The organism is Bacillus coahuilensis m4-4 (genome assembly GCF_000171615.1).
GTDB classification, from domain to species: domain Bacteria; phylum Bacillota; class Bacilli; order Bacillales; family Bacillaceae_K; genus Bacillus_T; species Bacillus_T coahuilensis.
This window is the reverse complement of sequence record NZ_ABFU01000061.3, coordinates 1-12,244: the sequence shown is the minus strand read 5'-3', so window position 1 is coordinate 12,244 and position 12,244 is coordinate 1. Positions and strand designations below refer to the sequence as shown.

The window sequence follows — 12,244 nt, the reverse complement described above, 5'->3', positions numbered from 1 at the left end:
CGGCAACAACTATCTTTGTACTCATCTTATATACGGGTTTCTGTAGTATTTCTAAAATTTTATAAATAACTTTATTTTTATAACCCCAATATCATAGGCACTACCAGGGAATACATCAAAAACGCTATATACAATAGGCTTACGAAGCAATAGTTTCAAGAGAGTTATAGAAAATAAGATAGTTGGGCTAGATTGCAATAGAACAATATCAACATCTTTTTTATGCTTTTTCCACTGATTCATAGCTTTAAATGCATATGTCATTTCTTCAAGATATCTCTTTATAAAATTAGTTTTATCAACAACTGGTCTATCAACTATGTCATAGGAAAAACCCTTTCTATTTTGCAAAACTTTTGGTATATCAGGATTTATTCCTTTTCTATGACTGGCAACCATATAAACCTCAATCCCAGCATTCAAGAAATCATCTATCATGGTCATTGCTAATTGGTTATTAGGATTTGGTGTATCAAAACCTTCTGCCGTTAAATACATTACTTTCATACACTATTCTCCTTATTTTTGTTCACCTTTTTATTTAAGTACTGCTCTACTTCTTTTTTAATTCCTTTATCAAATGGACTAGGACTATATCCAAAATCACCTGTTGCTGCATCATGAGGAAAACTTCTGTCTTCTCCCATTCTTTGCACCTTTTCTACATAGTCAACTCTCCCAATTGTAAATACCTTCATGCACCGGGCTAAGAATACCCCAAATTCAATTGGAAAACTGATGAAAGTTGTTTTCTTTCCCAGATTCATACTAATCAACTTAAAAGCTTGAAGCATTGTTATAGGTTTTTCTCCAGATAAGATATAATCCCCATTTTTAATATTCTCAGAAATCAACACATGGTACAGTGCTTTTCCAAGATCTCTAGCGTTAACTGGCTGAATTAGCCCCTTCCCTTGGTTTATTACTGGGAAATACCTCAATTTATCGACCATCTTAATGAACTTACTCATATTAAGATCACACAAGTCACCATATATCATAGTAGGGCGTAAAAATGTTAAGTTAATTGGAGAAGAATTTTCATTAACTAATTTTTTTATATCTGATTCAATATTTTGATATTCCTCAGATGCACTTTTAAACTTAGAGTAAATCCCAGTAGTGTGGACTAAAATTGCTTTTTTATATCTTTTTCCAAAGCAGCCTTAATCAGAATTGAAGAATAAAAAATCGTTCCAATATGCATTACCGTATCAATACCATCCATAGCATTATTCATGAATTCTTGATCACCTAAATCTCCAACTACCTTTTCTATATTTAAACCGCTTTTATCTATCAATGAAGTATCAGAAGTCTCCCTAACTATGCAGCGAATTGGATTATTATATTTATTATCAATAAGTTCTTGTAAAAAATAACTTCCGGTATGACCAGTAATTCCTGTAACTAGTAACATTTACTACACCTCTATTATTATATTTACTTACCAGAAGAGCTCGTTGTATTGGTACTAGCAACTTCCTTCTTAGCTCCTGTTCCACCTTCAACAACCCCGTCGCTTTTAACAACACTTACGATTGTTCCAAAGAAGCACTTAACATCCATCCAAAGACTAATTCTCTCAACATACTCCCCATCCAACTTCGCTTTCACTTCAATAGGAAGCTCGTCTCTACCATTAATCTGTGCCCAGCCAGTTAATCCAGGTGGTACATCATTAGCATCATACTTATCCCGTTCTGCAATTAGATCATATTGATTCCATAGTGCAGGCCTTGGCCCAATAATACTCATCTGCCCCACAAAAATATTCCATATTTGCGGAAGCTCATCAAGTGAGGTTCTTCTCAGGAATTTACCCATTTTTGTGATGTACTGCTCTGGGTTACCTAATAGGTGAGTTGGAGTGTCTTTCGGTGTATCGATTCTCATGGTACGGAATTTCAATATATTGAAATGTGTCTTGTTAATTCCTACACGCTTTTGCTTAAACAGTACTGGCCCTCTTGAATCAATCTTAATAGCAATAATTAGAATTAAAAAAATGGGAGATAAAACAATAAGTCCAATTAAAGAAAGAATGATATCTATCAATCTTTTAACCTTCATATACATATAGCAACACTCCTTAAAATTAGTCTTTAGTAGATTAGGACTTAATTAGAATCTGTTGTTCTTACATTCCAACTAACTACTAAACCACTAAAATTGTAATCTACTACTGATAGTCACCTCGTTACCTATATGTAACACATTTACGCAAAATAGAACCATCAGGTGATTATATAAAATAGATAAAATCAATATATAGTGTTTGTTTTATAATTTTCAACGGAATTTAATACTACATATTGTGTTTTATCTATATCCGATACACACCTCGTAATATCTATTCAATCTACCTAATAAATACGAAATAGATATTCACCTCATAAACACTCAAAAACGAGTTTCTTCCTATTATATATACCATTCAATCAATCTATAAATCTCACTAAAAACACCTCAGACCCTTATCCCACAAGGCTTTCAGCATGTCATCTATTCACGATAGTCAGTTCCACCTCACCAACCAATCCCGTAGGGATCCCCATCCTCAAAGTATCGGCACTCCCCCACCATCATCTTCCTCACTCTCCCCATGCTCACTACACTCAACATGCCCATCAACATAACTCACCACCCCACCAATAGGACAAATCTCATCATACCCAACCAAAAACTGTCCAAACAAACCATCCGAATGATCCAACTCTTCCAGAACCAAATGCCGCCCATAATCTTTCTCCAGTTGCAACAAATTAGCGTCACAAACATCACGCTCAGTATTCTCTTTAATCCCAAAATATGAAACCACCGCAATAGCTGAAAGGACCCCAAGTATTGCCACAGCTGCAAGCAACTCAATTAACGTCAATCCACGCTCATTTTTCAAATATCTCAACATCACAAAACCCCTCCAATAACTTAATCTAAGCATCAGCATATCCCATGATGTCAAAAACCAACCCAGTTCCTTGAAAGAGGAACCAAATCCAAATCAAAAAGGAACCAACCCCTCCTCGCAAGAGGAGGCAATCAAACTCCTCCCAAACTCTACAACCTACCTCACCCTACTCCCCTCAACCAACTCCGCCAAATAACTAACAACCTGCTCCTTCAACTCCGGTCTCCCAAGCGCAAACTCCACCGTCGCCTTAATAAACCCAAACTTATCCCCAACATCATACCGCTCACCACTAAACTCATACCCAACAACCATCTGCTGCTCATTCAACGTCTTAATCGCATCCGTCAACTGAATCTCTCCACCAGCACCAGCTGTCTGGTTCTCCAAGATCTCAAAAATCTCCGGTCTTAACACATAACGACCCATAATCGCATAATTAGAAGGCGCCTCTTCTCTCTTCGGCTTCTCTACTAACGTATCCACATGAAACACACGATCATCAATCTCACCGTTTCCAATCGAAATCACACCATACTTCGAAACCTCTTCCTCTGGCACCTGCTGTACTCCAATAACGGAAGAATTAAAACGGTTATACACATCAATCAACTGCTTCAAGCAAGGTTTTTCGTCACTCTTCACAATATCATCACCAAGTAACACTGCAAACGGCTCATCCCCAATGAAACGACTCGCACATGAAATCGCATGCCCAAGGCCTAACGGCTCCTTCTGACGAATATAGTGAATATTTGCTAAGCGTGAAATCCCTTGAATCTCTTCTAAAATCTCATACTTTTCCTTCTTAGCAAGCGTCTCTTCTAGCTCATACGATTTATCAAAATGATCCTCAATCGCACGCTTCCCGCGACCTGTTACAATAATAATATCTTCAATTCCAGAAGCGACCGCTTCTTCAATAATGTATTGAATCGTTGGCTTATCGACAATCGGTAACATCTCTTTCGGCTGTGCCTTCGTAGCAGGAAGGAAGCGTGTTCCAAGTCCTGCCGCTGGAATAATTGCTTTTCTTACTTTCATCATAAAACATCTCCCCTTTTATCTCGCAACTTCTAACAATTCTTTTTCTCTATGATTCGCAAGCCCTAACACAAACTCACGCAAATATTCACGATCAAACGTCTCATATCCTTCAATTAACTGGACAACCTTCTCATACTCCGCTAGCACGCTCTTCCCAACAAAAATCTTAGGAAACACCGCTTCACTGTGTACCTCATCCTCACCAAGAAGCTCCTCATACATTTTCTCACCAGGACGAATTCCAGAAAACTCAATTCCAATTTCTTCTATTGTATAACCTGATAAACGGATCAAGTTACGAGCAAGGTCCACAATCTTAACAGGCTCACCCATATCTAGTACAAAAATCTCTCCACCACGAGCTAACGCACCAGCTTGCAACACTAATCTTGATGCCTCTGGAATCGTCATAAAATATCGCGTCATATCAGGATGTGTTACCGTAACCGGTCCACCTGCTTGAATTTGCTTCTTAAACAAAGGAATCACACTACCACGACTTCCAAGCACATTTCCAAATCGCACTGCCACAAATCTCGTTGGACTCGTAAGAGCCAAGTTCTGCACAACCATCTCCGCAATCCGCTTTGTCGATCCCATCACATTCGTAGGATTCACCGCTTTATCCGTCGACACCATCACAAACGTACCAACACCTGCAATATCCGCTGCCTCTGCGACATTCTTCGTTCCAATCACATTGTTCTTCACCGCTTCTTGTGGATTATACTCCATTAACGGCACATGCTTATGAGCTGCCGCATGATACACTACATGTGGCTGATACAGGCTCATAATTTCCATGATTCGCTCGCGGTCTTGTATATCTGCAATTAAAGGAACAATTTCAAATCTAGTCCCATAAGCTTTACGTAGCTCCATATCAATCTGATAAATACTATTCTCACCATGACCTAATAATAATAGCTGGGATGGTGTAAACTTAGAAACTTGACGACAAATCTCAGAACCAATTGATCCTCCAGCTCCCGTGACTAAAACTGTTTGCCCAGAAACCATTTCAGAAATCGATTGAATATCAAGTTCTACGGGCTCACGTCCGAGTAAATCCTCTACTTCTACATCACGGAACTCACTAACCGAAACCTTCCCTGTCATCACATCTTCAATTAAAGGAAGAATCTTCGTCTTCGCGTTCGTCTTCGCGCACTCTTCATATATGCGCTGCAACTCTTTCTTTCCTAACGAAGGAATCGCAATAATGATTTGATCAATATTATGTTTAAAAATAACATCCGCAATATCTGCCACAGTACCTTCCACTTTTATGCCGTGCAGTTGAAGCTTGTATTTCTTCACATCATCATCTACAAACGCCACCGGTTCTAAATCAGAATCTTCACTATGCTGTAGCTGCTTCACAACAGCTGCTCCTGCAGCCCCTGCCCCGACAACTAGCGCACGTTTTTTATCTGTTTTAGGCTTAATATACGAATCTCGTAGCATCCTCCATGAAAAACGAGATCCACCGATTAAAATAATATGAAGCATCCACGTAATGACCAATAACCTGAAATACACATCCTGCTGAATGAGAAACTGAATACTACCAGCAGCCAATATACTGAATGTTACTGCTTTCACAATAACAACCAATTCTCTTACACTCGCATAGCTCCATGCACGGTTATACAGGTGATAAATCCAACCAAAAAACATGATGACTCAATAGTAGAGACAGGGAACTGATTAAAAGCAGCTTCCAATCATACTGAACAACATAAGGATTTAACATAAAAAAGCTTACGTAAATAGCAAACAATACAATAGCAGAGTCAAGCAATAGCAATAAGCTTAATCTTCTCTGGTACGTCATATGCTTTCACATCCTTTCTTTTTAGATAAAATAAATATGTAAGGAAAAGAGAGAAGGTCAGGTCCTTTCCTTACATATTTAAAGAGTTTTTGATAGTTTGTCTTTTTGCATTTTAATTGTTTTCACTAACATCTTTTCTATTTTCATCAGTTGCTCTAAATCAGCATCCTGCTGCAAATAGCGTATCGTCTTTTTCACCGATTTGGGTAATTCTTTAAAATCATTCATATTCTGGCATCCTTTTTGTAAAAAAATTTGGGCATTTAACCCACCCTCACATCCCACCATCGACAACTTTCGTGTCTAAGGTCTTAATCCTAAAGACCCACAGCATGACCGAGTGCCTCCCTTGATAAAGGTAGAGGAGACATTACCTTAGTTACTTATCATTCTATTGATAGTTCAGTGGAAGTTACGATTTTCTAATTTCTTATGTTGTTTGTAGCGAAAGGTGCGAGACTCCTGCGGGATTGAAGGGAAAGTTGAGACCCCACAGGCCATAGGCCGAGGAGGCTCAACTCCCGCCCGGGTCAGACCTAGCGAGTACCTTTCGCGGAAAACAACCGGACAATGCTATTAAAACAACCCCAAAAACTTCTTCTTCTCAATCTTCTCAGGAATATTCTTCATCACATTCTGACCATCCACCAGCAACTCCGCATTCTCCTTAAAGAAATACACAGCATCCGGACCAAACTTCTTCTCAATCAGATCAAACGCTTCACTCATTTTAAACCCTCGAGTCGTCGTATTATGTGCATCCGACGCCACAAAATGAGTTAAATTTGCTTTTACTAAATCAAAACTAAACTTCTGAATCTTCTTCCCAAACGCTCCTGCCACACTTGCAGCCGTCACCTGAGTCAACGCACCATTGTTCACAAAGTCATAAAGCTTACTTGGCCGCTCGATTAACTCGGCGTTACGCTCTGGATGAACAATAACCGGTGTAATCCCTTGAAGCTGTAGATCAAACAGCATTTGTTTCGCATAGCGCGGGACTGAGCTAGACGGAAACTCAATGAACAGATAAGAACTACTGTTCAGTGTTTGTAATGTACCTTGTGCTAAGTCACCTAGTAGTTCTCCGTATAAGCGAACTTCCTGACCTGGTAAGATCTTGACATCTATACCTTCTTTTACAATCGCTTGATTGACTTCTTCTACTTTTAATAGAATTCTGTCTCTTTCATTGTTCCACTGCCCATTCTGATGATGAGGTGTGGCAATGATACTTCGGATCCCTTCACGGGCTGCTACTCTAGCCATGTCTAGGCTGTCTTCGATGGTTTTAGCACCATCGTCGATTCCTGGTAGGATGTGGCTGTGTATGTCGATCATAAAAATAACCCCTAGTAAGTTAGTAGTCTACTAGGGGATCCTGTGTTATTTTGTCCCATAATAATAATAGTAATTTGTGCTCTTATTACTCTTATTATTAAGGACAACCCCTAGAAGCTTGGCTTTCGCTGATGTAAGTAGTTCTTTTGCTTTTTGTGCTCCTTCAATTTCCGTTGTTCCTGCGCTTACCACTAAAATGGTACCATCACATTGGTTGGCAAGGATTTGGGCATCTGTAACGGCTAGGACTGGTGGGGTATCAAAGATTACTAAATCGTATGTCTCGTAGGCTTCTCTTAGAAACTCTTCCATTCCTCTTGATCCAAGCAGCTCTGCGGGATTTGGAGGTATAGGTCCACAAGGTAATACGTCTAAACCTTCAATCTTTGTCCCTTGAACCGTTTCAATCAGGGACTTTTGTTTCGTTAGGACGGTTGTTAGTCCAAATAAGTTATTCACATTAAATGTATAGTGTACTGTAGGCTTTCGTAAGTCTGCGTCTACAAAAAGGACTTTCTTCCCTTGTTGAGCAAAAACAACACCTAGGTTTGCTGAAGTCGTTGATTTCCCTTCTCCTGGGAAGGAAGATGTAACAAGTAGGGAACGTACCTCTTGGTCCACCGCTGAAAATTGAATATTGGTTCGGATCGTTCTGTACTGCTCGGTTATCGGCGATTTTGGACTAATTTGTGAGATTAATTTTCTTCTAGAGTCCATCATGGTTGTCTTCTTTTTACGCGCCAACTTTGTCACCTCTGTATCGTCGATTTCTCTCATTTTCTTCTATCTTTGCCATATCATCCTCAGAGATAATCATGACTCCTCCAAGAACTGGTAGATCAAGTAGCTTTTCAATGTCTTGTTCAGACTTAAGAGTGTTATCAAAAATTCAAGTAAGAAGGCTAGTCCAATCGCTGCCATTAAGCCTACGACAAAACCAATCGCCATATTCAGAACGGGCTGTGGCTTCACTGGAGATGGATTTTCTCCTAATTGCGCTTCGGCTAGAATGCTTACGTTATCTACATTCATTAAGTCAGGAATTTCTTCTTGGAACACCTCTGCAACTTTATTCGCAATAAGGGCAGCCATTTCCGGGTCCGTATGCTGTACATTAAGGTTTACAACCTGGGAGTTTTGTTCACTTCCCACTGTTAAGCTCGAATTTAATGCACTTGTTGTCATATTTAGATCTAACTCTTCAATTACTTTATCTAGTATTGCTGGACTTTTCATAATGACGTTATACGTATTAATTAACTGTAAATTGGTTTGTATGTCTTGTGAGGTAAACTGCTGCTGCTGATTCGACTTGGTTTGATTCACAAGAATTTGGGTAGATGATTGATATATAGGAGTTAATAAGAAAAAGCTAACGACTCCACTGATCAAGACTGCTGAAAATGTAATAAGTGCAATTAATAGTAGTCGTTTGCGTAAGGTTTGAAGTAACTCTCGTAGGCTAATTGTTTCTTCCATGGTTTCCTCCTAAAGGGGTTTGTCTAATTTCGTCTAACAAACTGGTATCAGTGTATCATATAAAGAACAAAATTTTTATTTTTGTTTTGTAAATTTTGTAAGGCAGGCTATCTTTTTTACTTTTTTGGCTGAATCACGTATTTAATTATATGGGCTAGAGTGGAAAATATCTAGTCTTTTTTACTATTTTACTATAGGCTGAAACACCTGTCGTATTATGTCGAATACTTGATCCGTTTGAGTTTTCTCACTATTCTTTCCACTATTTCAACTCTGTTAATATACCAATAAAACAGTTTCGCGTGATTGTTCTTTATATGAAACTCCAAATGACCTTTTACCCTTATTATCGGTGGATTTGTCGAATTTTCCACTGTAATCTATTTCCATCTCACAATAATGTTAACTTATTTAGATAGCGCTTTCATTATTCTCGTTTTTCTTCACTCCAGTAGAACGACTCCTTCTTTTCAATTATGAAATTTGTCGAATGATGTCAAAGAAATGATGGAATGGAAAATATTACTTTTAAACGATTTTTCTTTTATTTTACAACGTAGCCTCTTTAAAACAGAAAAAGAGCCAAAACCTAGTAGGTTTTGGCTCAATATATGTTTTAGGGAATTTAGGATAAATGGTATACCTGTAAGCGGTATAACTTTCTTAACAATATCTTAATATATTTTACGATAGCTGTCAAATCGAGGAGCCCAATACGTGTTAGAAAGGGATGAAATCGTTATACCTGCAGAGCTTGACGCATGTATGAACTCATTGTTACCAATGTAAATGCCAAGATGAGAGATTCCTGCTTTGTACGTATTTTTGAAGAATACTAGATCTCCTGGTACGGGACTGGATGTTGGTTTAGACATCATATAATAGCCGTCTGTATTGGTGCGCGATAGATTGTAACCAGCTTGGTTGGACACATAATACAAGAACCCACTGCAATCAAACCCAGCCGGCGTGGTGCCTCCCCAAAGATACGGGACACCAATATGACGCTTTGCTTCTGCGATAAGGCTATCAATCGTAGGTACGGGAGCATACGGTGTTGCAGTCTTTGTTACATCCAATTTTTGCCCCACACGAATTAGATCGGATGTTAAGTTATTACGTGCTTTTAGTTCTTGAACTGTTAAATTGTGATTTTTTTGCTATGAGTGATAAAGAATCTCCTGATTTCACAGTATACGTTTGAGCTGTGGTTGATTCAGCTTGTTTCGTAGTCTTTAGGACCTGGCCGACGTAGATCGTGTCAGATGATAAGTTGTTGAGCGTTTTCAGTTCTGTTACAGACAGGCTGTATTTTTTCGCAATGAGTGACAGGGAATCTCCTGATTGCACCGTGTAGTGGGAAGATAAGGTTGATGCTCCTCCTGCTTCTGTTGCTGTTGGTAGCTTTAGTGTCTGTCCTATATAGATTGTGTCAGATGTTAGGTTGTTCAGTGTTTTAATCGCCCCAACGGTCGTTTGGTTTTGTTTGGCGATGAGTGAAAGGCTATCTCCTGATCTGACCCTGTATGTTGTAGAGGATGTTTCTTTGGATACTTCTAATGTTTGACCAATTTGTATGGTATCGGTTGTTAGGTTATTCCATTCTTTTAAATGGGATACGGATGTGTTGTAATTCGTAGCAATACGGTAAAGACTATCTCCAGGTTGGACGGTGTAGCTTGCTGCATGTGCTTTTCCTTCTGGTGTAAAGGCAAGAAAGGTAAGGGCTGTGATGCCAATGAGCGTTTTTTTCATGGGTTGTGGTACCTCCGTAGGATGTAGTCGTGCTTCTACGAGAATAGTACCATGAAAAGGGTAGATTACTAGATGGTAATGGTTGGAGAAAACGGGATATTGGCGGGGTTTTCTTATTAATCAAACGTTTGATTAATGATTTTTAAACAAACGTTTGGTTAAAGGTCGTTTAATCTAAGAAAGGTGGCGCCTGGCGCGAGAATTTTTATGGGACCGGGCGGAAATGAGGGCCGACCGAGCGATAATGTCGAGGAACCGAGCGGTACATGCAGCCGACCGAGCGGAAAACTGCCTGGACCGAGCGCAAACAAGCAAATATGGAAAAGCGCCCGCTCTCGTGCGGACGCTTTCTCTCATTATTACTTCCCTTTTTTCAACATCTCATCATGATACCCCACCGTATACGTCAATCCAAAGCTCACAAGCATAGATAGTAGGACGCCGATGATGTATAAGAAGATTTGATCATTAAGGTATAGTAATGTACCTGGGATTACGGTGATGGCCATCCCTGTACCCGCTAGGCCTACCTTACCCTGTTATTTAAAAATATATCAGAGCAACGAATGTGGTATCAATTCCACGTTGCATAAAAACAATTTGTTATTGTGGTATCGATTCCATATTGGGTTAAAAAGATGAAATCAATTGATGTAACCGATTTCACACTTATCATAAACTATCTTTTCTGATTATTCCATAGTTCAGCTTAAATTTCTTTACTGTTTTTTGATTATGGATAACCTTATTCATGATGAGCTTGGCCGCTTCTGCTCCCGCTTCCTCGTACTGGAAATCAATCGTCGTGAGTGCCGGTGTGACGTATTTGGAAAGCTCACTTGCCCCGACTCCCGCTAGCTTCATGTCTTGTGGTAACACTATTCCTTTTTCTTTCAAGCATTTCATCGCACCAATCGCTAATCGGTCTGTGACCGCAAAAACACCGGTTGGTCTCTCTTCGCTTGTTTCTAGTATACGCTCCATTGCCTCGTACCCCGCTTCCGAGCTAAATTCAGCGGTTTCTATATACGTTTCTTCTATAGAGATCCCGTGTTTTTCTAACGTATCAAGAAATCCTCGCTTACGTAAGTACCCCACCGCTCGGTCTGACTCATCGACTCCAATAAACGCAATTCGGTCGTGGCCCTCTTTTATAAAAAGCTCGGTCATCTCTTGTGCGGCACGATAGTCGTCGTAGAACACGCTCGATTGATCTGGTATGTCTTGTCCTAGTGCGACAAATGGGACCTTTAATTCTTTGATTTGCATGAGGATTTCTTTGCTTAAGTTGGTCGCCATCAGGATGATACCATCCACTTGTCGACTTTGCAGAAGCTTTAAGTACTCTAGTTCTTTTTTGGTGCGCAGGTTTGTGTTGGCCAGTAGGATTTGATAGCCTTCCTTTGCGAGTACATCATCAATCCCATTGACCACGCGGGCCGCGGTTTCTGTACTAATCTTCGGTAGGATGACCCCTACTACCTTTGTTTTCTTCGTTCGTAGCGATTTCGCGTGCTCGCTCGGAACATACCCCGTCTCTTCTATTACTTTCATTACTCGCTTTCTCGCATCCTCACTGACGTATCCTGACTCATTCAACACACGGGACACGGTCGTACGTGAAACATTTGCACGCTCTGCGATATCTTTAATCGTAATCATTCTTGTTCCCCCTAACATCCACGGTCATGAAAGCCCTTACTAAATATTATAAAGGGATTGTCAAGTATCGAAAAGCGGAAGCGGCTCGTTCAGACCCGACAAGCGTAGTGGGGGCATTCCGGAAGGCGCTCTTTGCCTTTTGGAAGGTCACCACTATGTCTCGAGGGGCTAGCCGCTGGAGCTAGACATCTAGAAAAGCGGAGCCGACTGCT

14 protein-coding genes and 1 pseudogene are annotated in these 12,244 nt (G+C 39.9%); all 15 read right to left on the bottom strand.

Features of this window, described 5'->3' with window-relative positions; all coding sequences use genetic code 11:
• Positions 1-51 precede the first annotated feature (51 nt).
• Positions 52-507, bottom strand: coding sequence for a glycosyltransferase family protein (locus tag M44_RS16700; protein ID WP_010175473.1), 456 nt, complete (start codon positions 505-507; stop codon positions 52-54).
• The gene (locus tag M44_RS16695) at positions 504-971 is read right to left on the bottom strand and encodes an NAD-dependent epimerase/dehydratase family protein (protein WP_202795627.1); all 468 of its coding nucleotides are present in this window, start codon (positions 969-971) and stop codon (positions 504-506) included. Before M44_RS16695 ends, M44_RS16700 begins: the two co-directional genes overlap by 4 nt.
• A 158-nt stretch (positions 972-1,129) precedes the next feature.
• The gene (locus tag M44_RS16690) at positions 1,130-1,420 is read right to left on the bottom strand and encodes an NmrA family NAD(P)-binding protein (RefSeq protein WP_010175469.1); all 291 of its coding nucleotides are present in this window, start codon (positions 1,418-1,420) and stop codon (positions 1,130-1,132) included.
• Positions 1,421-1,443: 23 nt separating this feature from the next.
• Positions 1,444-2,079 carry a sugar transferase gene (locus M44_RS16685; protein WP_010175467.1) on the bottom strand — a complete coding sequence of 212 codons (636 nt, stop codon included), beginning with the start codon at positions 2,077-2,079 and terminating at the stop codon, positions 1,444-1,446.
• 481 nt (positions 2,080-2,560) lie between these two features.
• Complete coding sequence (locus tag M44_RS25610) at positions 2,561-2,911, bottom strand: type IV pilin protein (RefSeq protein ID WP_010175464.1); 351 nt, start codon at positions 2,909-2,911, stop codon at positions 2,561-2,563.
• A 156-nt stretch (positions 2,912-3,067) separates the two neighbouring features.
• Positions 3,068-3,955, bottom strand: coding sequence for a UTP--glucose-1-phosphate uridylyltransferase GalU (galU, locus tag M44_RS16670; RefSeq protein WP_029326944.1), 888 nt, complete (start codon positions 3,953-3,955; stop codon positions 3,068-3,070).
• Between the two features lie 18 nt (positions 3,956-3,973).
• Positions 3,974-5,795 (bottom strand): annotated as a pseudogene (locus M44_RS23925) (polysaccharide biosynthesis protein).
• A gap of 78 nt (positions 5,796-5,873) precedes the next feature.
• Positions 5,874-6,023, bottom strand: a complete 150-nt coding sequence (locus tag M44_RS28470) for a hypothetical protein (protein WP_010175459.1) — start codon at positions 6,021-6,023, stop codon at positions 5,874-5,876.
• Positions 6,024-6,371: 348 nt separating this feature from the next.
• Positions 6,372-7,136 carry a tyrosine-protein phosphatase gene (locus tag M44_RS16655; RefSeq protein ID WP_010175458.1) on the bottom strand — a complete coding sequence of 255 codons (765 nt, stop codon included), beginning with the start codon at positions 7,134-7,136 and terminating at the stop codon, positions 6,372-6,374.
• 45 nt (positions 7,137-7,181) lie between these two features.
• A complete protein-coding gene (locus M44_RS16650; protein WP_050771010.1) occupies positions 7,182-7,913 on the bottom strand; it encodes a CpsD/CapB family tyrosine-protein kinase in 732 nt (243 codons plus the stop codon).
• A 36-nt stretch (positions 7,914-7,949) separates the two neighbouring features.
• Positions 7,950-8,615: a YveK family protein gene (locus tag M44_RS23920; protein ID WP_010175456.1), complete on the bottom strand. Its 666-nt coding sequence runs from the start codon at positions 8,613-8,615 to the stop codon at positions 7,950-7,952.
• A gap of 674 nt (positions 8,616-9,289) precedes the next feature.
• Positions 9,290-9,694: a C40 family peptidase gene (locus tag M44_RS28465; protein ID WP_010175455.1), complete on the bottom strand. Its 405-nt coding sequence runs from the start codon at positions 9,692-9,694 to the stop codon at positions 9,290-9,292.
• Positions 9,695-9,731: 37 nt separating this feature from the next.
• On the bottom strand, positions 9,732-10,370 hold the full coding sequence (locus M44_RS28455) for a LysM peptidoglycan-binding domain-containing protein (protein ID WP_010175454.1): 639 nt from the start codon (positions 10,368-10,370) through the stop codon (positions 9,732-9,734).
• 359 nt (positions 10,371-10,729) lie between these two features.
• The gene (locus tag M44_RS27130; protein ID WP_010175453.1) at positions 10,730-10,879 is read right to left on the bottom strand and encodes a hypothetical protein; all 150 of its coding nucleotides are present in this window, start codon (positions 10,877-10,879) and stop codon (positions 10,730-10,732) included.
• Positions 10,880-11,042: 163 nt separating this feature from the next.
• A complete protein-coding gene (locus M44_RS16625; protein ID WP_010175452.1) occupies positions 11,043-12,032 on the bottom strand; it encodes a LacI family DNA-binding transcriptional regulator in 990 nt (329 codons plus the stop codon).
• Between the last annotated feature and the right edge of the window lie 212 nt (positions 12,033-12,244).

Excerpts from the sequence above, each read along its gene's own strand:
- M44_RS16700 (WP_010175473.1), bottom strand. The coding sequence starts at position 507 with ATGAAAGTAATGTATTTAACGGCAGAAGGTTTTGATACACCAAATCCT.
- M44_RS16695 (WP_202795627.1), bottom strand. The coding sequence starts at position 971 with ATGAGTAAGTTCATTAAGATGGTCGATAAATTGAGGTATTTCCCAGTA.
- M44_RS16690 (WP_010175469.1), bottom strand. The coding sequence starts at position 1,420 with ATGTTACTAGTTACAGGAATTACTGGTCATACCGGAAGTTATTTTTTA.
- M44_RS16685 (WP_010175467.1), bottom strand. The coding sequence starts at position 2,079 with ATGTATATGAAGGTTAAAAGATTGATAGATATCATTCTTTCTTTAATT.
- M44_RS25610 (WP_010175464.1), bottom strand. The coding sequence starts at position 2,911 with ATGTTGAGATATTTGAAAAATGAGCGTGGATTGACGTTAATTGAGTTG.
- galU (WP_029326944.1), bottom strand. The coding sequence starts at position 3,955 with ATGAAAGTAAGAAAAGCAATTATTCCAGCGGCAGGACTTGGAACACGC.
- M44_RS28470 (WP_010175459.1), bottom strand. The coding sequence starts at position 6,023 with ATGAATGATTTTAAAGAATTACCCAAATCGGTGAAAAAGACGATACGC.
- M44_RS16655 (WP_010175458.1), bottom strand. The coding sequence starts at position 7,136 with ATGATCGACATACACAGCCACATCCTACCAGGAATCGACGATGGTGCT.
- M44_RS16650 (WP_050771010.1), bottom strand. The coding sequence starts at position 7,913 with ATGAGAGAAATCGACGATACAGAGGTGACAAAGTTGGCGCGTAAAAAG.
- M44_RS23920 (WP_010175456.1), bottom strand. The coding sequence starts at position 8,615 with ATGGAAGAAACAATTAGCCTACGAGAGTTACTTCAAACCTTACGCAAA.
- M44_RS28455 (WP_010175454.1), bottom strand. The coding sequence starts at position 10,370 with ATGAAAAAAACGCTCATTGGCATCACAGCCCTTACCTTTCTTGCCTTT.
- M44_RS27130 (WP_010175453.1), bottom strand. The coding sequence starts at position 10,879 with ATGGCCATCACCGTAATCCCAGGTACATTACTATACCTTAATGATCAA.
- M44_RS16625 (WP_010175452.1), bottom strand. The coding sequence starts at position 12,032 with ATGATTACGATTAAAGATATCGCAGAGCGTGCAAATGTTTCACGTACG.